This is a genomic window from Bacteroides mediterraneensis (genome assembly GCF_025993685.1).
GTDB classification, from domain to species: Bacteria; Bacteroidota; Bacteroidia; order Bacteroidales; family Bacteroidaceae; genus Phocaeicola; species Phocaeicola mediterraneensis_A.
The window spans coordinates 3,800,801-3,822,355 of record NZ_DAJPEN010000001.1; the positions used below are offsets into that span (position 1 = coordinate 3,800,801).

The 21,555-nt window shown below is 48.9% G+C and carries 17 protein-coding genes; 5 read left to right on the forward strand and 12 right to left on the reverse strand.

The window, feature by feature from the left end; all coding sequences use genetic code 11:
• Window positions 1–15: 15 nt before the first annotated feature.
• Complete coding sequence (locus OIM59_RS16220; protein ID WP_303897710.1) at window positions 16–2,232, reverse strand: GH92 family glycosyl hydrolase; 2,217 nt, start codon at window positions 2,230–2,232, stop codon at window positions 16–18.
• 714 nt (window positions 2,233–2,946) lie between these two features.
• Here OIM59_RS16220 and mnmA point away from each other — a divergent pair.
• Window positions 2,947–3,996, forward strand: coding sequence for a tRNA 2-thiouridine(34) synthase MnmA (mnmA, locus tag OIM59_RS16225; RefSeq protein ID WP_303897712.1), 1,050 nt, complete (start codon window positions 2,947–2,949; stop codon window positions 3,994–3,996).
• Here mnmA and OIM59_RS16230 read toward each other — a convergent pair whose 3' ends face one another.
• Both OIM59_RS16230 and OIM59_RS16235 read right to left on the reverse strand, forming a co-directional pair.
• Window positions 3,997–5,490: a DUF3843 family protein gene (locus tag OIM59_RS16230; protein ID WP_299172989.1), complete on the reverse strand. Its 1,494-nt coding sequence runs from the start codon at window positions 5,488–5,490 to the stop codon at window positions 3,997–3,999.
• Between the two features lie 278 nt (window positions 5,491–5,768).
• Window positions 5,769–7,040 (reverse strand): peptidase U32 family protein, encoded by a 1,272-nt coding sequence (locus OIM59_RS16235; RefSeq protein ID WP_303897714.1) that lies wholly within the window; start codon window positions 7,038–7,040, stop codon window positions 5,769–5,771.
• A gap of 88 nt (window positions 7,041–7,128) precedes the next feature.
• On the opposite strand from OIM59_RS16235, the gene dusB reads away from it, so the two are divergent.
• Complete coding sequence (gene dusB / locus OIM59_RS16240; RefSeq protein WP_303897715.1) at window positions 7,129–8,115, forward strand: tRNA dihydrouridine synthase DusB; 987 nt, start codon at window positions 7,129–7,131, stop codon at window positions 8,113–8,115.
• A gap of 21 nt (window positions 8,116–8,136) precedes the next feature.
• Here dusB and OIM59_RS16245 read toward each other — a convergent pair whose 3' ends face one another.
• The 3 genes from OIM59_RS16245 to OIM59_RS16255 are packed head-to-tail and all read right to left on the reverse strand — an operon-like array spanning window position 8,137 to window position 11,028.
• The gene (locus OIM59_RS16245) at window positions 8,137–9,114 is read right to left on the reverse strand and encodes a phosphatase PAP2 family protein (protein WP_072543828.1); all 978 of its coding nucleotides are present in this window, start codon (window positions 9,112–9,114) and stop codon (window positions 8,137–8,139) included.
• Window positions 9,111–10,145: an NAD(P)-dependent oxidoreductase gene (locus tag OIM59_RS16250; protein ID WP_303897716.1), complete on the reverse strand. Its 1,035-nt coding sequence runs from the start codon at window positions 10,143–10,145 to the stop codon at window positions 9,111–9,113. The genes OIM59_RS16245 and OIM59_RS16250 overlap by 4 nt, the downstream gene beginning before the upstream one ends.
• Window positions 10,126–11,028, reverse strand: a complete 903-nt coding sequence (locus OIM59_RS16255) for a cation diffusion facilitator family transporter (RefSeq protein WP_299172998.1) — start codon at window positions 11,026–11,028, stop codon at window positions 10,126–10,128. Before OIM59_RS16255 ends, OIM59_RS16250 begins: the two co-directional genes overlap by 20 nt.
• Before the next feature lie 149 nt (window positions 11,029–11,177).
• On the opposite strand from OIM59_RS16255, the gene rnr reads away from it, so the two are divergent.
• On the forward strand, window positions 11,178–13,328 hold the full coding sequence (gene rnr, locus OIM59_RS16260) for a ribonuclease R (RefSeq protein WP_303897719.1): 2,151 nt from the start codon (window positions 11,178–11,180) through the stop codon (window positions 13,326–13,328).
• An 89-nt stretch (window positions 13,329–13,417) separates the two neighbouring features.
• Here the strand turns inward: rnr and OIM59_RS16265 are convergent, their stop codons facing one another.
• Window positions 13,418–13,549 (reverse strand): hypothetical protein, encoded by a 132-nt coding sequence (locus OIM59_RS16265; protein WP_303897721.1) that lies wholly within the window; start codon window positions 13,547–13,549, stop codon window positions 13,418–13,420.
• Window positions 13,550–13,637: 88 nt separating this feature from the next.
• Between OIM59_RS16265 and OIM59_RS16270 the strand changes: the two genes are divergently transcribed.
• Entirely contained in the window at window positions 13,638–14,549 is a 912-nt protein-coding gene (locus tag OIM59_RS16270) for a serine O-acetyltransferase (RefSeq protein WP_072541290.1), read from the forward strand.
• Between the two features lie 117 nt (window positions 14,550–14,666).
• On the opposite strand, the gene fucO is transcribed toward OIM59_RS16270, so the two are convergent.
• The 5 genes from fucO to OIM59_RS16295 form a co-directional block, all read right to left on the reverse strand.
• Window positions 14,667–15,821, reverse strand: coding sequence for a lactaldehyde reductase (gene fucO, locus OIM59_RS16275; protein WP_303897723.1), 1,155 nt, complete (start codon window positions 15,819–15,821; stop codon window positions 14,667–14,669).
• A 29-nt stretch (window positions 15,822–15,850) separates the two neighbouring features.
• Window positions 15,851–16,660: a rhamnulose-1-phosphate aldolase gene (gene rhaD, locus OIM59_RS16280; protein ID WP_299173007.1), complete on the reverse strand. Its 810-nt coding sequence runs from the start codon at window positions 16,658–16,660 to the stop codon at window positions 15,851–15,853.
• Between the two features lie 26 nt (window positions 16,661–16,686).
• Window positions 16,687–17,697, reverse strand: coding sequence for an L-rhamnose/proton symporter RhaT (locus OIM59_RS16285; protein ID WP_299173009.1), 1,011 nt, complete (start codon window positions 17,695–17,697; stop codon window positions 16,687–16,689).
• 62 nt (window positions 17,698–17,759) lie between these two features.
• Window positions 17,760–19,013: an L-rhamnose isomerase gene (locus OIM59_RS16290; protein ID WP_299173012.1), complete on the reverse strand. Its 1,254-nt coding sequence runs from the start codon at window positions 19,011–19,013 to the stop codon at window positions 17,760–17,762.
• A gap of 5 nt (window positions 19,014–19,018) precedes the next feature.
• Window positions 19,019–20,497: a rhamnulokinase family protein gene (locus OIM59_RS16295; RefSeq protein ID WP_303897726.1), complete on the reverse strand. Its 1,479-nt coding sequence runs from the start codon at window positions 20,495–20,497 to the stop codon at window positions 19,019–19,021.
• A gap of 163 nt (window positions 20,498–20,660) precedes the next feature.
• Here OIM59_RS16295 and OIM59_RS16300 point away from each other — a divergent pair, with 163 nt between their 5' ends.
• Window positions 20,661–21,554, forward strand: coding sequence for an AraC family transcriptional regulator (locus tag OIM59_RS16300; protein WP_299173018.1), 894 nt, complete (start codon window positions 20,661–20,663; stop codon window positions 21,552–21,554).
• Window position 21,555 lies beyond the last annotated feature (1 nt).

The following is a 21,555-nucleotide window of genomic DNA, read 5'->3' on the forward strand; positions in this document are numbered from 1 at the left end:
ATCTAACATTTTCAATTAATACCAAATATATCCGGGTTCCTTGCACATTTCCAACTCCAACGTGGCCCCCGACATAATCTGTTCATGCGTGATGAAACTCTGGTGATAAGGCTTCCCGTCCAGCTTGACCGTACGGATATACCGGTTTTCCTTGCTCAGGTTCTCCGCCTTCACGGTAAAGGTTTTCCCGTTCGAAAGACTTAACTCCATTTTCTTGAATTTCGGCTTGCCTATCTCATACCGACCGGATACCGGATTCACCGGATAAAATCCCATGGCACTGCACACATACCATGCCGACATCTGTCCGCAGTCCTCGTTCCCGCACAATCCTGCCGGGGTATCGAGGTAGAGTTCATCCATAATCTGCGACACATATTGCTGCGTTTTCCAAGGCTGGTTCACCTTGTTGAACAAATAAGCCACATGATGGCTCGGTTCGTTGCCATGCGCATACTGCCCAATCATTCCCGTACTGAAAATAGGCAAGTCTTCCCCCTCCGTCGGATGAAAAGTGAACATGCTGTCCAGTTTCTCGGCAAAACGCTCTTTCCCGCCCACCAGCGCGATAAGTCCGTCGATGTCGTGCTGCACAGACCAGAAATAATGCCACGCATTGCTTTCGCAGATATGCGGGGTGTAGTCCTCTGCCCGGAAATCCGGGATAAAATTCCCTTTGTCATCTTTCGGCTGCATGAACGAAGTGGCCGGGTTATACAGGTTCCGATAATTCTGCGAACGGGCATAGAACGTATCGGCCACGTCCTTATGCCCCATCCTGGCCGCCATCTCCGCAATGCAGAAATCATCGAACGCATATTCCAGCGTCCGCGACAACGACCAATTCTCTGAATTATATTTATCCGTCACATTATAAGGCACATACCCCAGCTGCTTGTAAAGGCCGATGCCCCGGTATTCATCCAGATTGGCCGTATGCACACAAGCCTCCAAGGCCTTTTCCGCATCAAAATCGCCGATACCTTTCAGATAAGCATCCACAATGACCGGCACCGCATGATAACCAATCATCATGTCGGTCTCGCTTCCATAGAAGTTCCACACCGGCAGACGCCCGTTCTGTTCATAAAATGCCAAGAATGACTTAATCATGTCATTGGTTCGTTCCGGCTGGGTATAAGTGAACAGCGGATGCGATGCCCGAAACGTGTCCCACAACGAAAACGTGCTGTAATTGGTCCAGCCGACAGCCTGATGCACCAGTCCGTCCGGTCCGTAATATTGCCCGTCCACATCCGAATAAATGGTAGGCGCCAGCATGCTGTGGTAGAGCGCCGTATAGAAGATGGTCTTATCCTTCCTGTCGTCCGACTGTACCCGGATTTTCGACAGTTCCCTGTTCCATTTCTCCCGGGCCTGCCCACGGTATTTCTCGAAATCATTCTCCGGCGCCTCCGCCTGCAGGTTCTTCGCAGCTCCCTCCATGCTGACACCCGAAAGAGCTGTGGTCACCACCACCTGTTCGCCTTTCCGCGTGGAAAAATCAAAACGCGCCACATAGGCCGTCCCCCTCGTTTGGTCATCGTGCAAGATAGACGTGGTATCCAGTTGTATATTCTCAAAAGGCACCGAGAAACGGGTCTGGAAAAAGACTTTCTGATTCCGGGCCCACCCATCAGAAAAACGGTACCCCCGGATGGTCACAGAATCCACCACCTCCACATAACTGTCTTGCGTGGCGTCCCAGTTCATCGCTTTCTTCAAGTTCAGGATAATGGCCGACTGAGCTTCCGGAAACGTGTAACGCTGGATGCCGCAACGCTCCGTGGCCGTCAGTTCCACATTGATTCCGTAATCTTCCAGAAAGACCTGATAATATCCCGCCGACGCACTCTCTTTCTCGTGCGAGAACTTGGAATGTATGCCCAAAGGAGACGCCGCCTCTACGTAAGGCAAGGTGACAGGCATAAAAGAAATGTCATACAAATCGCCTGCTCCAGTACCCGAAAGGTGTGTATGACTGAATCCGGCAATGGTACTGTCCGGATAATAATACCCTGCAATCCGGTCCCAGCCCGGCAAACCGTTGTCCGGACTCAACTGTACCATGCCGAACGGCAACTGTGCCCCGGGGTAGGTATTCCCGGTGAAATCTGTCCCGATAAAGGGATTCACATATTGTGTCAAATCTTCTTCCGTAGAAACAGCAGGAGGCGTACACCCCCACGTCAGACTGACCAACCCCACTAACGCCCAAAATGATTTTTTCATGCTATGATATCCTATGCTAAGTAGATAAAAAGTGGACAAAGCTAATAAATCTGTCCAAAAATCAGTACAAAGAAAGCACAAAAAAACCGTTTTTAAGCCATTTAAAGCGGTTTTCATTCTACCACTCCCCCCAGCCATACCTGGAAACAGCCTCACATATCTTTTTTATGCCCCTTATGATTTCTCTGTTTCACAGTGTGGGATTCATATTTCACACTGTGGGATATGTATTTCACAGTGTGGTTTTTGTATCCCACAGTGTGGTACATAGAAAATATTGAGACACAAACCATTAATCATCCGGTAAAAACAGGTTATGCTCTCCATGACTTTTATTCATCTCACCGCTGCATTTGTTCAGCCATCCGCCTGCCTACGAAACACAGCTCCCGTCTCACCCCTAAAAAGCATGTCTTTGCCAAATAAATTGTATAAAACCTTTGAATAAACAAGGCCAGTTTCTTAATACATGTTATAAAACACGTTTTCTGCTTGCAAATCTCTCCAAAAGCCTTACCTTTGCACTGTGTTTTTCATAGTATTAGATTTAAGGTTAACAAAGGTTGGAGTTCAGCGGAACTCCTTTTTTTATGTCCATACCCCACCACATCCTTTTTCTTACCATGCCAATCACCTTCCGATAAACAATTTCCACCACTAAATCACAAGAAGAAAGAGTTTGCAAACCGAAGAAAAGCGTAACTTTGTCGCCCTATGGAAGAAAACAACAGAGTCTTATTGGGAATGAGCGGCGGTACCGACAGTTCGGTGGCAGCGTTGCTCTTGCAGGACGCCGGATATGAAGTGACCGGCATCACTTTTCGTTTTTATGAGAAAGACGGCAACACGGAATACCTGGACGACGCACGGGAGTTGTGCCGCTCACTGGGCATTCCTCATCTGGTGTACGATGCCCGCACCGTGTTTCAGGAGAAAATCATCCGGTATTTCATTCAGGAATACATGGCCGGACGCACCCCGGTGCCTTGTACCTTGTGCAACAACTACCTGAAATGGCCGTTGCTGGCGCAGGTGGCCGACGAACGAGGCATTTACCATCTGGCTACAGGACATTATGTCAACAAACGGTATACCGACGGCTACTGGCACATCACCTGTGGGAAAGATACCGACAAGGACCAGTCTTTTTTCCTGTGGGGGCTTCCCCAATCCATACTGGAACGGATGTGTCTGCCCATGGGCGGACTGACCAAAACCCAGGTACGCGAAATAGCTGCCGCACGCGGATTCCTGAAAGCGGCTACCAAGCGCGACAGCCTGGGCGTGTGTTTCTGCCCGATGGATTACCGCAGCTTCCTAAAAACTCATGTACCGGAAGGAGAAATTGTACCCGGAAATTTTTATGACGAACAAGGACATTGCCTGGGGAAACACGAGGGATATCCCTTCTACACCATCGGACAACGGAGGGGGCTGGGCATTCACCTGAACAAAGCGCTCTTTGTAAAAGATATTATCCCCACGGAAAATAAAGTCATCCTCAGTGACCGTCTGCAGGCACTGGAGAAAAATGAGATGTTTCTCACGCACTGGAACCTGATTCATCCCGAAGCCCTGCTTGGACACGATGACGTCATCGTCAAGATACGCTACCGGAAACAGGCCAACCGGTGTACCGTCACCCTGCTGGAAGACGGACGGCTGCACATCCAGCTGCATGAGCCGCTGGCTTCCATTGCCAGCGGACAGGCAGCGGCATTCTATCGGGGAGATACCGTATGGGGAGGAGGAATCATCGAGTAATCAGCAATCCTTCTCCCTGCATTTTCCAAAGAAGTAGTCGGTCAGGAAACGGGCATGCTTCTTGACCAGTTCCCGACCCTGTTCTTCGCCTTGCAGGCTGTTCAGACCGGCATCCTGCAACATGCCGGCATCTTGCAGGGCACAGCTCAAGTCATACGGAATCACCTCCGGATTCAAGAGGAACAAAATGGCCTTCTTCTGTGCCTCCTTCGAATCATAAAACTTGTTCTCCGGTGAAGAGATGCATTCACACAAACGCATCTGGATATGGACACCGGTATGCGAAGAAACCATCAGCACCAGTCCGTGCTGTGCATCCATCTTCGGCATCTTTATCCCTTCTTTTTCCTTGTACTCCATTTTCCGGAAAAGGAAATCCCGCACTTCTTCCTCCGACTGGCAGAACACGAACTGCTTCCCGCCGGATGCTTTCATAAAGGCATCGTAGGTTTGCCGGATATCTTCACGTTTAGCAGCCTGTCGGGCCAACTCTTCTTTCATCTTTTCCTCATAGTCTGACACCACCAGCGTACCGTCCTGCCACCAGGTACCTCCATATTGTACCCATCGGCTCTGCAATACCGTCATGCCTTCCTTCCGGCCTTTCAAAGAGTCCATATTCACAGAGTCCTTACGGACAGACAACTGTACCTCTTCTTCTCCCGACAAATCTTTCACAAACAACGAAGTCTCGTCTTCGCCCTCATAAAGATACATTCCTTGAGGGACGACTTTGACTTCTGCCCACTGGGCAGCTTCCGGGTGAGTCTTCCCTACCAACGCCAGCCATTCTACGGAGGTCAGTGAAAGCAGGTTCTTTCTTCCTTCGAACAGAATGTTCTGCTTCACATCGTACGACAGGAGACTTGGATTCACATTCCCCATACGGACGGCCGCCTCCACCGCATGCTGGTACTCGCTCCGGTTTTCAAACCCTACATAGCTGCAGAAGTGGAACCACTCCAAGATGCTGCGATAACGCATGTAATCATTTTCGCCAAAAGGCTCTCCATACAGCATGTCATGCAAGCGGGTGTTCTCCGGGGCCACCTCATATTCGTCCGACAGATAATCGTAGAGCTGATAAGCCAGATCCTCAAATACCGGGTTCTCGGGATTCAGCACACCGCCTGCCTGCTTTTCCAAAGACTGGAAATAATGCCACAACAAAAAACGCAGGTCTTCCGGATTCACTTCTCCCGGATAATATTCTTTCTCTTCTTCCGGCGTCATGAAAGGCACAGGCTGACCGTACCGCTTGCGACATTCGCCGGTAAACGCTTCCCAGATGCCTGTCTGTGTGATGAGGTCCTGAAACCAGAGGGTCAAATAAATGGCAATGCCATGAAGGCTGTGTTCCGAATACCGTTCGCCGACCGCAGTCTTCAAGAAATCAGCAAGACGGTTGGCTACATTCACATAATATGTATCTATTTCATCCTGACGTCCGTAGGGCTGAAACGACATCCACTCTTTTACATATATCTTCTTCATATTAGATTTGGATTTAAAATTCTGTGGTGCAAAAGTAAAATAATTACGAGAGTAAACAAATCATCCCGGCAGAACTTATTTGCTATCCACACGTTATCCACAAGCTGTGAATAACAATAACTCACTGATATACAAGATTTGTAAAAGACAAGCTGAATAATATTCACAAGGATTTCAACAAGTAATTAACCAACCTGTTCATATCCTATACTCACAAAAAAATCCTGTCCGCACATTTCAGAAACGCGAACAGGATTTCCTCTTATTGATTCTTCAAATTATTCTTTCCGTTTCGCCTTCAGTTCTTCTGCCGGCACCATACGGTACAGACGGTCACTGGGACGGATACGGTCGGGTACCTTGAACGATACATGCACTCCTTTCTTCACCACATCCACCGGTTTCAAATCTACACGTGCCTCCTCCAGTGTGACATACATGGCACCGGTAGTCGGACCGGTAATCAGGAGTTTGTCGCCTACCTTGATTTCAGCCGCCTCAATCAGGAACTCAGCCACTCCGATATTGGAGAAATACTTGATGCCGCGTCCGGCATATACCTTGCGCTCCGTAGCCTCCGAACCATAGTTCTTGCTCCATTCTCCCAGACGTTGTCCCAGGTAATATCCGTTCCAGAAACCACGGTTGAACACCGTTTTCAGACGTGTATCCCAGTCGGCCACTTTCTCGTCGGAGAACGTTCCGTCGAGATACGACTGGATGGCTTCCTTGTAACATTCCACCACGGTACGCACATACTCAGGACCACGGGCACGGCCTTCAATCTTGAACACCCGGACACCGGCTTCAATCATCTCGTCCATGAAATGAATGGTCTTCAAATCTTTCGGCGACATGATGTACTGGTTGTCCACTTCCAGCTCGATATCACTTTCCTTGTCTTTCACGATGTAAGCCCGGCGGCATACCTGCATGCAGGCACCTCGGTTGGCCGATGCATTCTGTTCGTTCAGGCTCAGATAGCATTTTCCGGAAACCGCCATGCACAAGGCACCGTGACAGAACATTTCGATACGTACCAGCTCACCCATCGGGCCCTTGATTTGCTGCTCCTGAATGGCATCGTATATCTTGCGCACCTGCTTGAGGTTCAACTCGCGGGCCAGCACCACCACGTCGGCAAAGCGGGAATAGAACTTCAGCGCCTCCGCGTTGCTGATGTTCAGCTGGGTAGAAAGATGCACCTCCTGTCCCACTTCGTTACAGTAAGCCATCACGGCCACATCGGCGGCAATGACGGCACTGATGCCAGCTTCCTTGGCCGCATCCACAATCTTACGCATCAGTTCAATGTCTTCATCGTAGATGATGGTATTGATGGTCAGGTAACTCTTCACCCCGTGTTCCTCGCACACCTTGGCGATTTCACGCAAGTCTTCTATGGTAAAAGTGCTCGCCGAGCGCGCACGCATGTTCAAACTCTCAATGCCGAAATAGATGGAATCGGCTCCGGCATGAAGGGCAGCTGCCAACGACTCACGCGAGCCAACAGGTGCCATGATTTCAAAGTCTTTGATTGTATAACTCATGTCCACTATTATGATATTACCGCGCAAAGGTAGCGTTTTTTCGGGATATAATAAAATTTCACTACCTTTGCGCGACAATATCAAGCCAATGAAAATTAGGAACATAGATTTAGGAGAAAAGCCAGTGTTGCTGGCCCCGATGGAAGATGTCACCGACCCTGCTTTCCGCCTGATGTGCAAGCAGTTCGGTGCCGACATGGTGTACACGGAGTTCGTGTCGAGCGATGCGTTGATCCGTTCGGTGGGAAAAACAATGCTAAAGCTGAACATCAGCGAGAAGGAACGCCCGGTGGCCATCCAGATTTACGGGAAAGATACCGATACGATGGTGGAAGCGGCCCGCATCGTGGAACAGGCACAACCTGATATTCTGGACCTGAACTTCGGATGTCCGGTGAAACGGGTGGCCGGTAAGGGAGCCGGTTCAGGACTGTTGCAAAACGTACCCAAGATGCTGGAAATCACCCGTGCCGTGGTCGATGCCGTCAAGATTCCGGTCACGGTAAAAACCCGTCTGGGATGGGATGCGGAACACAAAATCATCGTGGAACTAGCGGAACAATTGCAGGATTGCGGCATTGAGGCCCTGACCATCCACGGGCGTACCCGTGCCCAGATGTACACCGGCGAGGCGGACTGGACCCTTATCGGAGAAGTCAAGAAGAATCCGAGAATGCACATCCCTATCATCGGCAACGGTGACATCACCACCCCTCAACGTGCCAAAGAATGTTTCGAGCGCTACGGCGTGGATGCCATCATGATTGGACGGGCCAGTTTCGGACGTCCCTGGATTTTCAAGGAAGTAAAGCATTATCTGGAGACAGGAGAAGAACTTCCGCCCCTTTCCTTCAAATGGCGAATGGATGTCTTACGGCAGGAAGTGCTCGACAGCGTGAACCTGCTGGACGAACGCAGAGGTATTCTGCACGCGCGCCGTCACCTGGCTGCCTCCCCGCTGTTCAAAGGGATTCCCAACTTCAAGGACACCCGCATCGCCATGCTGCGTGCAGAGACACTCCAGGAGTTGAATACCATCCTAGATCACATTGAAAATACATTCGGTAAGGAATAAGACTCCTTACCGACTTTCTCCTTAATACATGATGCGCTTGAAAACGGGCGAGATAAACCACCGCTTGTACATCAGCGTAGCCAGCTGGTACACGAAGAACGCGGTAATCAATCCCACGAGGGAATCAATCAGGTAGTGCGCCTGAATGTAGACCGTGGCACAGCACAGCAACACATAGAACGGGAAAAGGATATAAGCCAGCTTCCGGTTCACACGCCAGGCCATAATCATCACAATGGTAGAGATACCCACATGCGAGCTGGGGAAAGCGGCGGTAGGGCGTTCGCCCACTTCCTGAGAGGCCTCCACCAGATTATAGAAGAATCCATGCTCATATCCGGGCCCCGGAAGCAAGAACGTATTGTGGTTGAAATAATCGCCGATGGGCGTAAAGTCACAAGCATTCACCTTGTCCATCCCAATGGCCGGGAAATAAAACTGCGGGCCTGCTACCGGCACCAGAATATAGAACAGGTAGTAAATGAAGAAAGAGGTGACCAACACAAAACAGATTTTCTCAAACCACTCAAACCGGGTCAGAAAGTAATACACCACCACAATCAGCATCATGGGATAATAGAAGAAGTAACCCATATTGAACGGCTCACTGAACCATACCGACGGACACAGCTTACTGAATTCCACGGAAGGCTGGCAATGGAAAATGGTCTGTTCGGCAGAAGCAAACAGATAATCCAAATTCGGGAACAGACGGTTGAACTCAAACGTGTCCGGATACCAGTAGGCCAGCAGTGACATCTGCACCACCATCCGGATAAAAGCTGTCAACCGGCAGGGAAATGCCTGATACAAATGAATCAGTACGAACGTCAGTACTACAATACCCAGACGTTCCAGCAACATGGTCCCCGGATGGTCCATCCGGGGATAGAGCAACAAAATCAAAATAGAGGTCAGGGCATTATAAATCAAGCTGATGCTTTCTACCGCAAACAGTCCCTTCCCACTTTCTACTCGTTCAAATAACTTCAGTTCTATAGCCATCCTTCTTTCTTATACCAGGCAATTATTTCTTTTACACCTCTTTCCAACGGATATTCGGGCACATAGCCCAACTCTTTTTCCAGCGGGGAAATGTCACACCTCCAGTTCCGCTGCTTCATGATGCGATACTTGTCACAGTTCAATGTACTGGTCTTCCGGGCCAGCCGTCCGATATTCTCTGCCACAAACGAGATGGCTTTCAAGAGAAACAACGGACACACCACACGAACCATCCACGGATTGCCCAGCTCCTTCCGAATCAAATCGGAAAACGTGTGGCTACTGTACACTTTCCCGTCACTCACGAAATAGGCCCGGCCCGTGACATTCTTTTCAATGACCAGATAAATGGCCTGCACCAAATCTTTCACAAAAACAAACGTGATGTCCTGACGCTTAAAGCCTGCCGCAAAATCCACATGCTGCTTTACAGACTTGGCCATCAGGAAATAATCTCGCTCCCGAGGCCCGTACACGCCGGTAGGACGGAAAATCACATACGGAAAACCGGACAAAGATTTCAGGTATTCCTCTGTATGAAGTTTGCTCAGGCCATACGCCGTATTCGGGCGGGGCGTATCTTCCTCGCAAATGGGAGTGTAATCTTTTTCACGTATCGGTCCGAATATACTTAACGAACTAATGTAAATAAAGTTCATGGGAAGCATGTCCAAGCGCTTCAGCGTCTCAATAAAATGCCGCGTAGCCCAATAATTTCCGATTTCAAAATCGGCCTTGTCCAGGCATTTGGTCACCCCGGCACAATGAATGATGTAATCCCATTTCCCATGCAAACGTTTCTGTTCCTCCAGTTGACTGGCCAAACGGTCGGAATCAGTAAAATCCAACACCGCAAAACGAATGCGTGCATCCTGCAAATATTTCCGGCTGCTGGTTTTCCGCACGCCTGCCCATACCTGAAAGCCTCGTTCCAAGGCCCCTTCCACCAGAAAACTTCCGATAAAGCCACTGGCACCGGTCACCAATATATTTTTCTCCATACGCTTATTTTTCTGGTTCGACATGGATACTGATATACGTATTTGCTCCGAAAGCTTCTCTTAACTTACGCTCCACTGCGGTCGCTTTCTCGTGTGCCTCGTGCAATGGAATATTCCCATCCATGCGTACATGCATGTCCATCGCATAATGACTTCCTATCCGCCGGGTACGCAGATGATGAGGTTCTGACACCCCCTGCTCCGACAAGACAATCTTGGTAATTTCCTGTTCAATATCGTCCGGAAGCGAGCGTTCCAGCAATTCGTCCACACACGACTTGAGCTGCTTGACAGCCACCTGCACAATAAAGACGCTGACAATCACTGCCGCCAACGGGTCGAGTACCCGCCAGCTGTCGCCCAACAGGATGGCTCCTCCTATACCGATGGCCGTACCGATGGAAGAAAAGGCATCGCTGCGGTGATGCCAGGCATTGGCAATGACCGCCGGACTGTTATAACGTTTCCCGACAATACGGGTATAATGAAACAAAATTTCCTTGGATACAATGGATACAATGGCCGCTACCAGGGCAATCCAACCGGGAGACTGCAATGTCTCTCCTCTGAAAAAGCGTACAATCGACTCCACTCCACTCCAGCAAATGCCCACGCCCACAGCCAGCAGGGCCGCACCAATCAGCAAAGTAGCCAGCGTTTCATACTTGCCATGCCCATAGTCATGGTCTTTGTCTTCCGGCTTACTGGAAATGCGTACAAAGACGATTACGATTAAATCCGTAATCAAATCCGACAAAGAATGGACCGCATCAGCAATCATGGCCGCACTCTTGCCCCAGAAACCTGCCGCAAACTTGCAGACTACCAGCAAAATGTTCACCAGGCTTCCTACCAGGGTCACTTTGTATATCTCATGCTCGCGGACGGATGATTCAACTTCATTCATATCAGACTTTGTAATAAGAACGCGGCAAAGATAATAGTTTTTCAGCATCTTAACAGAAAAATCCGCGTTTATTCCGTGGAATTTGCTTTCTTTGTATAATTGAACATGCCGGTTACTAAGAGAGGAGCCGGCTCTAAACTATAAACAACATGGCTAAAAAGAAAAAAGAGAAAAAAGGCGGAAAGCACCTGAAGAAAAAAGAGCTCGTAGAAATGCTGCTCAACTATTTCCGCACAAAGCCGAATGAAGCATTCAGCCTCAAGCAGTTGTTCCAAGCTCTAAAACTCACGACCCATCCGGGAAAAATGCTCTGTGTCGATGTCGTAGAGGAAATGGTGGAAGACAATTTCCTGATTGAAATCGAAAAGGGGCGCTATAAAATCAATGACAAAGGACAGATTCTGACCGGTACCTTCCAGCGGAAGAGTAACGGAAAGAACTCGTTTATCCCCGACGACGGCGGAGAACCGATTTTCATTGCCGAACGTAACTCCGCGCACGCCATGAACAACGACAAAGTGAAAGTGTCCTTGTGTGCCAAATGCAAGAAGCGCCAGCTGGAAGGACAGGTAATCGAGATTTTGGAACATGCCAACGAAACGTTTGTCGGCGTATTGAAAGTCTCCAAGAATTATGCCTTCCTGCTGACAGAAGCCAACACACTGGCCAACGACATCTTTATCCCAAAGGACAAGCTGAAAGGCGGAAAGAACGGCGACAAAGCTGTAGTCCGTATCACCGAATGGCCGGAAGAGGCAAAGAACCCGTTTGGAGAAGTGATTGACATTTTGGGAAAAGCCGGCGACAATACCACCGAAATGCATGCCATCCTGGCCGAATACGGACTGCCTTACACTTATCCGCAGGCTGTGGAAGCGGCTGCTGAAAAACTGTCGGCTGAAATCACACCGGAAGACTATGCCGAACGAGAGGACTTCCGCGACGTGGTGACCTTCACCATCGACCCGAAAGACGCCAAGGACTTCGACGACGCCCTGTCTATCCGCAACCTGAAACCGGGATTGTGGGAGGTAGGCGTACACATCGCCGACGTTTCACATTACGTGAAAGAAGGAAGCATCATCGACAAGGAGGCTGTGAAACGTGCCACTTCCGTCTATTTGGTCGACCGCACCATCCCGATGCTGCCGGAACGGTTGTGCAACTTCATCTGCTCTCTGCGACCGGACGAGGAAAAGCTGGCTTACTCTGTCATCTTCAACATGAACGACAAGGCCGAAGTGAAGAATTTCCGTATCCGCCACACCGTCATCAAGTCCAACCGCCGCTTCACATACGAAGAAGCACAACAGATTATTGAAACGGGAGAAGGTGACTATAAGGAAGAAATTCTGGAACTGAACCGTCTGGCTCAGATTCTGCGAGAGAAACGAATGAGTGCCGGCTCCATCAACTTCGACCGTTGCGAGGTGAAATTCGAGATTGACGAAAACGGGAAACCGCTCAGCGTGTATTTCAAGGTTTCCAAGGAAGCCAACAAGCTGATTGAGGAATTCATGCTGCTGGCCAACCGTACCGTGGCCGAATACGTCGGGAAGGTACCCAAGAACAAGAAGCCGAAGGTATTCCCTTATCGTATCCACGACCTTCCGGACCCCGACAAGCTGGACAACCTGAACCAGTTCATCGCCCGCTTCGGTTACAAAATCCGTACGGGAGGCAGCAAGGTGGAGGTCTCCAAGTCACTCAACCACCTGCTCACGGAAATCAACGGCAAGAAGGAACAGAACCTGATAGAAACAGTTTCCTTGCGTGCCATGCAGAAGGCCCGTTACTCCATCTACAACATCGGACACTACGGACTGGGATTTGATTATTACACCCACTTCACCTCTCCTATCCGCCGTTACCCGGACCTGATGGTACATCGTCTGCTCACCCGCTACCTGGCAGGAGGACGGAGTGCACAGGCCGACAAATACGAAACCTTGTGCGAACACAGTTCGGCCATGGAACAGACAGCCGCCAGTGCGGAACGTGCTTCCGTGAAATACAAACAAGTGGAATTCATGGGCGAACGTATCGGACAAGTCTACGATGGAGTCATTTCCGGAGTCACAGAATGGGGGCTTTACGTGGAAATCAATGAAAACAAATGCGAGGGCATGATTGCCATGCGTGATTTGGGCAACGACTTCTACGAGTTCGACGAAAAGAACTACTGCCTCATCGGACGCCGCCATCACCAGAAGTTCAGCCTCGGCGACCCGATTAAGATTAAAGTGGCCCGTGCCAACTTGGCCAAGAAACAGCTGGATTTTGTATTGGCTGAAGAATAACGGACACCACATCCGTTCTACTATCCCATAAAAAACTCCCCGTTCTTCTTAAAGACCTCAGTCATGTCTGAGAAGAACGGGGATTCTTATTATTTCACTCTGCGGTTCAACTGGTTATTCGCTTTTTCCGGACGGGATTTCCCGACCCGTTTTCCACTTGTCTTTTTCTTGTGGCTCTGCTTCGCCTTGAAAGCAAAAGGATTTTTCTTGTTCATTACCATACTGCACTGATTTTTCCACAAAAATAGGATTTTATTGGATTCATCACAAAATATCGCTACTTTTGTCCATTATCAAAATGAAATGTCCATGAGTCCAACTGATTACACGCATATACTGACTAAGGCCGTTGACGAACTTTCCGATAACCAATCCTACCGGGGACTGTTCCATCAGCATCGGGAAGGGGAACCGCTCCCCTCGGGAAAATCGCTGGAACGGATTGTGGAACTGGCACGTGCCATCCTGTTTCCCGGCTATTTCGGAAACTCGACCATCAACAGCCAGACCATCAACTACCACATCGGGGTCAACATCGAAGAGCTGTTTTCCCTGCTCATCGAACAGATACAGGCCGGACTGTGCTTCGGCGTGGAAAACGAGGGACAATGTGACTGTCAGTCTCCCTGCCGGGCCACAGCGACCCAACTGGCGGCGGAGTTCATCAGCCGTCTGCCGGAAATCCGTCGCATCCTGGCCACAGACGTAGAGGCTGCCTACTACGGTGACCCTGCCGCCACGTGCTTCGGGGAAATCATCTGCTGTTATCCGGTCATCCGGGCCGTGACCAACTACCGGATTGCCCACGAACTTTACCGGCTCAATGTTCCTCTCATTCCACGAATCATCACCGAAATGGCCCATTCCGAAACAGGTATCGACATCCATCCGGGGGCCCAAATCGGACACCACTTCACCATTGACCACGGCACAGGTGTGGTCATCGGAGCAACTTGCATCATCGGTAACCACGTGAAGCTGTATCAGGGAGTTACTCTGGGGGCCAAGAGCTTCCCCTGCGACGAGCAAGGGAATCCTATCAAAGGCATTCCCCGCCACCCGATACTGGAAGACAATGTGATTGTCTATTCCAACGCCACCATCCTGGGACGCATCACCATCGGCGAAGGTGCCACCATCGGCGGTAACATCTGGGTGACGGAAAGCGTACCTGCCGGTGCCCGCATCGTACAGCGGAAGAGCAAGGAAAACAAAGGATAAATCCTCGCCCAAGAACCGTTTTTCCCACTTGAGAAATCCACAAAAATAACGTCCGCAGCTTCAGGAAAAAATCTCCGGAAACTGCGGACGTCTAATTTAGCAAAGCTGTGAAATATACTAGAAAGCCTTATGGTAAAGTGCTTCAATTTCTTCTACTGAAGTCGGACGCGGATTACCTCCCGTGCAGACATCATTGAACGCATCGATGGCCAGCTGGTGCAAATCCCCCTCTTTCACTCCAATCTCATGCAACTTCTGCGGAATACCGATGCTCAAAGAAAGCTGGCGGACAGCTTCTACCGCTGCCTTTACCCCTTCGGCTTCGCTCATGCCAGTGGTATCCACCCCCATGGCTTTGGCAATGTCCAAGTACTTAGGTGCAGCCGGAGATTCCGCGTTGTATTCCATGACATAAGGCAACAATAACGCATTGGCTACTCCATGCGGAGTATCATAGTGTGCTCCCAACGGATGAGCCATAGAATGAACGATTCCCAGTCCCACGTTGCTGAATCCCATTCCGGCAATGTACTGTGCCTGCGACATGGCCTCACGAGCCACCGGATCACTGCCATTGTCTACAGCAGCTTTCAGGTGCTTGGCAATCATTTCAATGGCCTTCAGTTCGAACATGTCCGACATCATCCAGGCTCCCGGAGTAATGTAACTTTCAATGGCATGGGTCAAGGCATCCATCCCCGTTGCAGCGGTCAGTCCCTTTGGCATGGAATACATCAGCTCAGGGTCAACGATAGCTACCGACGGAATATCGTTCGGGTCTACACACACCATTTTCTTGGTAGCCGCCTCATCGATAATCACGTAGTTAATCGTTACCTCGGCAGCCGTTCCGGCTGTAGTAGGAAGAGCGAAAGTCGGGACTGCCTTATGACGTGTATCGGCCACTCCTTCCAATGAGCGTACATCAGCAAATTCCGGATTGTTTACTACGATACCAATACCTTTGGCCGTATCAATGGAAGAGCCGCCACCCAGTGCCACGATGAAATCAGCTCCGGAAGCCTTAAAGGCAGTCACCCCATGCTGCACATTGGCAATGGTCGGATTGGCCTTCACATCACTGTATACTTCGTAAGGAATACCTGCCTTTTCGAACACTTCAATCACCTTATCGGCTACATGAAAACGAATCAGGTCTTTGTCTGTCACAAAAAAAGCTTTCTTGAAACCTCTGCGAGCAGCTTCTGTAGCAATCGCTTCACGACATCCGGCTCCAAAATAGGAGGTCTCATTCAAAATCATTCTGTACATAAATTCATGGTTTAAAAGGTTAATATCTATTATTTAGGAAGATGGAACACGTCCGTCAGTTCCTGCATCTGTTCTTTCGTCATTCCGTCAGGCTCGAATCCCATGCAACGGGCATTGATATAAATCTGAGCTGCTTTTGTCAACACATCAATCTGGTCGAAAGCATCCATTACGTCTGTACCTACGGCAAACACTCCATGTTTTTCCCACATCACCACGTCATAATCGTCCAATTCTTTCAACGTAGCATCCGCCAATTCTACCGAGCTCGGCATCTGATAAGGTACAATACCCAGTCCACGTGGACAAAATGCCTTCGTTTCCGGAATCATACTCCACAAAAGATTAGTCAGCACATCTTTTTCCAAGAACTTTTTCGTATGGCTCATAGCCACCAGTTCAATAGGATGTGTATGTACAGTCGCTTTTTTCTGACCACCTTCCGCAACCAGTGTATTGTGCACCGTCAGGTGGGAAGCCACTTCAGAAGTCGGCACCACCGGCTGGTCGGCAATAATCACATAGCTGGCGCAGTCATCACAGATACGGATTACTGAACCGTTTTCCATCGGCCAGCGAGCCAAATCACGCATACGTTTCTGAGTACCTTTGCAAAAGAAATAACAGTCTTTCAAATGCGGCAACACTGCCCCAATGGGTTTCGGCTCACTGATGGCCGGCATCTGGCGGATTTCATCATCTACAAACTCCGTCACATTAATCGTAATATTTCCACCGTTACGTTCGGCCCATCCTTTTTGCCACAAATAGCCAGCCACTTCGGCTACCTTATTGATTTCGCGCGCCAAGCCCGAACGTCCCTCAAGAATCGATTTCATAATATTAAACATTTAACTTTTATTCTTTATTTCAATAGCTGTGGAAGGAAAGAAGATACAATCAGCACCACCAGTCCTAATACCAGTATCCAGATGGTCTTTGAAGAACATCCCTTCCATTCCTTTAAGATGATTCCCCATACGTTTGAAAATGTCACGTTCAGCGACATCAGAATACACCAGGAGAATGTCAGCAATACCGGCGAAGCCACCAGGAATCCTTTTCCCAGGCTCAGCCCGAAGAACTGACTGTACCACAACACCCCTGCCAGCGCACAGAACAGCAGATTGTTCACATACAAGGAGGTTTTTCCATAATCATTCCATGTCTTGTTCTTCGCATTCTGATAAAAACAATACACCATGTTGGTCAGGAAACCTCCGGCTGTCACCATGAGAGTGGCCGGCAAAGTCTTGTACACTTCTGCACTTTCCGGGAAGCACAAGCTCTGTCCGAATCCCAGTCCGATACTGAAGCAAGCACTCATGAAACCGGCCAGTAAAGCTACAAAAATTCCTTTGGTAAAATTGAAATCTTTCACAGCTTTTTTCTTTTCTTCTTCATTCAGACTGACAGATTTCATATTTCCGGCATACCCAATGATACCAATACCTAGTAAAGTCATTATCACGCCGGCAATGACCGGTAGGGTAAGCTCCTCTGTATGACCAGTGAAAACAGGGGTTAAAATCGTACCCAATCCCGCACACGTACCCAGTGAAACAGACTGCCCCAAGGCTACTCCCAAGTAACGCATACTTAACCCGAAAGTCAGTCCTCCTACTCCCCAAAGTACACCGAAAAACATCGCCCACAGCGTATCGGCAGGGTGAGCCGCATAAACTTCAAAAAGACTGTGCCCGTCCGGAACAGCCAGCAATGCTCCCAGAAAAGGGAATATAAGCCAGGCAAATACACCCTGCACAGTCCAATACGATTCCCAGCTCCAATCTTTTATTTTATTGATCGGCACATAGCAGCTCGACTGGCAGAATGCACCGACGGCAATAATCAACAATCCGACAACGATTTCCATAGCTACTAAATTAAGCAGACCGGATGACGGAAATGAAATACCCCCGCCTCCGGACTGTAAGATTATTTTCTCTTGGAAGTAACTTCTACCTCATATTTTTCAACCTCGGCAATGTATTCCTCGCCTACCGGTACATCGTTCTTCAGGCAGAACATATCCCATACGGCAGCCCAAGGCAATGACTTACATTCTTCCAACAAAGCCAGACGCTGGAAACCACGATCGGTTTCTTCGTAATCACGCAGCGTAGTCAACGGTTCGAGCAGGGCCTGCAACAGACACTTCTGCGTAGCACGCATACCGATTACATACGCACCGATACGGTTGATGGAAGCATCGAAATAGTCCAAACCGATATGCACACGGTTCAAAGCATCGCAACGGACGATTTCCTTGCACAAGTCGAGTGTATCGTCGTTCATGATGGTTACATGGTCGGAATCCCAACGAACCGGACGGCTGACGTGCAACATCAGTTCCGGCACATACAACAACAAAGAAGAAACCTTGTCGGCCACACTTTCTGTCGGATGGAAGTGACCGGTATCCAATGTAATCAGTTTCTGATGCTGTACTCCATAGCCGATATAGAAATCATTGGAACCTACAGTATAACTTTCCAGACCGATACCGAATACCTTTGATTCGATGCAGTCTTTCATGTGGTCGTAGGACTGTGCAAAAATCTGATCCAGAGAATCTTTCAACAATGCACGGTACTTCATGCGGTTCACCGTGATGTCCTTGCTTCCATCATGTACCCACAAGTTCATGATACAAGAATCGTTCTGACGCTTACCCATTTCTTCCGCAATGGCACGGCAGCGTTTGGTATGTTCAATCCAGAAATCGCGGATGCTCTTGTCCGGATTGGCCAAAGACAAGTTACCTGACTTCGGATGAGAGAAAGAAGTAGAGTTGAAATCCAGTTTCATGCCGTGCTCTTTCGACCACTGCATCCATCCTTCAAAATGCTTTACTTCTACCTGGTCACGGTCTACAAACTGACCGCCAAATTCTCCGTAAATCTCGTGCAAGTTCAAGCGATGCTTGCCCGGTACCAAGGAAGCGGCTTTCAGAATATCCGCACGCAGTTCTTCAATGTTACGAGCCTTTCCCGGATAGTTTCCAGTAGCTTGGATTCCTCCGGTCAAGGAACCTTTTGATTCAAAACCAGTCACGTCGTCTGCCTGCCAGCAGTGCATGGACAGAGGAACCGACTGCAAAGTGTTCATTACAGCATCTGTATCGATACCCAATTTGGCATAGCGTTCTTTCGCTACTGCATACGCATTGATAATCAGTTGTTCTTTCATGACAGTTATTTTTTAATGATTACTTTATATTTCTGATAAGCCCCGTTCCACACCGCTGCCTCAGCAGGTGAAAAATACTCAAGCTGTACATTAGCTGAAATTACATTCCGCATCTCCTGCAAAGAGCTTATCACCCCGGCAGCCTTTGCCTGAAGCATGATGTTGCCGATGGAAGAAGCCTCACTCGGTCCAGCCACCACCGGCAAGCTGATGGCATTGGACGTAAACTGGTTCAATAGCTTGTTGCGTGAACCACCCCCAATGATGTGCAGTTTCTCAATCGGATTGGCCGACAGTTCCCGAAACACATCAAGCACCTCCCGGTATTTCAAAGCCAGACTCTCAAAGATGACACGGATAAACTCGCCATGCGTCTGCGGAACCACCTGTCCGGTGTGGATGCAATATTCACAGATGGCCTTCGGCATATCCTGCGGATTGATAAATCCCGGGTCATCCGGATCAATGAAACATACAAACGGACGGGCAGCCTGAGCCAGTCCCACCATCTGCGGATACGTATAATCGGTTCCTTCCTTATGCCATTTCTTCAGACATTGTTCCACTATCCACATACCCGTAATATTCTTCAACAGACGGATGGTACCATCCACTCCACCTTCATTCATAATATTATAATGTGAAGTTTTCTCGTTTACTACCGGACCCTCTGTTTCAATTCCCATCAGCGACCAGGTACCCGAACTCAGATAAGCAAAATTCTTATCAGCCGCAGGAATAGCCGCTACAGCCGAAGCCGTGTCATGTCCGGCCACAGCAATTACCGGTACTGCTTCAATTTGCAGTTCCTCACACAAATCCTTGGTAAGCACTCCCACTTTTGTCCCTGGTGCCACCATTCCGGCAAACAACGACTTACTTACTCCCAGCACTTCCAGCAAGCTTTCGTCCAGCTGACGTGTTTCAGGATTCAGCAGCTGAGAAGTGGAAGCAATGGTATATTCCGCCACCATGCTCCCGGTCAGCAAATACGAAAGCGCATCCGGCATGAAAAGCAGACGATGGGCATGCATCAAACCGAAATCCTTCCGCTGCTTCAACGCGTACAATTGGAAAATGCTGTTGAAATCCATGTGCTGAATGCCTGTCTTCGCATACAACGCTTCCGCCGGCATCACCTTTTCAAAGAATTCTTCCTTTTTACCGATAGTCTGCGAATCACGATAGGCATACGGCAATCCAATAAGAGCCCCCTCTTCGTTGACAAACGCAAAATCTACTCCCCACGTATCAATACCAATAGAAGTGACAGGTATTTTCTTCTGCGCCACGGCAGCCAGTCCTTTTTTCAGGTTCTCATACAAAGAAAAAATATTCCAGTAAAAATGTCCATTCAGTTGAAGCATCTGATTCGAGAAACGACTCACCTCTTCCAGTGTCAGTATCTCACCAGTCAATGTTCCCAAGATGGTCCGACCACTGGTTGCTCCTAAATCAAATGCAATAAAATAGTTGGAATTCATGCTAAAAGTTTATTTGGTTAACGACTGTGGTAAAAGTAGAAAGAAAAAAATCCCCTTCCCGCGGAAGAAATGACCTTAAAATATAAGTTTTTGATTTTCCTTTTCGCAAAGCCTCAAGAGTTTAACCAAGATTTTTTATCTTTGTCCGGGAAGGGAGAAAAAAATGGAAAAACACAGCATAAACTATAAATACCTGATACGAAGCCCACGAGACATTGACTGGGGTATCACAGTGAATACGGTAGGTTCGGAGCCCGTCCCTCCCAACTACCCCATCTATCCCCCTCGTACCGGACATCCCGACGCATTTTACTTTACCCCCTCACGCGGAAGAGTACTTGACAGCTACCAGCTACTTTACATCACCCGGGGAAAAGGTTATTTCTATCCTACTCCCGACACATTTATAGAAATCAAGGAAGGCGATATACTGATTCTCCAGCCTCACGTATGGCACAGCTATTTCCCTGACAAGAAAACCGGCTGGCAAGAATATTGGATTGGCTTTCAAGGAGTCAATATGGACAGCCGTTTCCAGAATAATTTTTTTGCCAAAGACCAGGTGGTGTACCACATCGGCGTGCAAGACAGCATCGTACAACTCTACGAACAGGCCATCCACGTGGCTATGGAAGAAAAATCAGCCTGCCAGCAGTACTTGGCCGGCATTGCCAACCTCATTTTGGGGATGACCATGTATTACTCCCAAAACTATGAGTTCGACAATAAAGCCACCGAACAAATCGGCAAAGCCAAGGTATTCATCCGCGAGAACCTGTTGAAAGGTATCGGCCCGGAAGAAGTGGCCGACGCCCTGCACATGAGTTATTCGTGGTTCCGCAAACTGTTCAAGGAATACACCGGACTCTCTCCAGCACACTATATCCAGGAACTGAAAATCCAGCAGGCCAAAGATTTGCTGGCTACCACCCAGCGGACTACAAAGGAAATAGCCTACTACCTGAACTTTGACGATATCCCCTACTTTACAAAAGTCTTCAAGAAATATACGGGATATACCCCACAAACCTATCGGCAGAAATTCGGACGAGGATAAG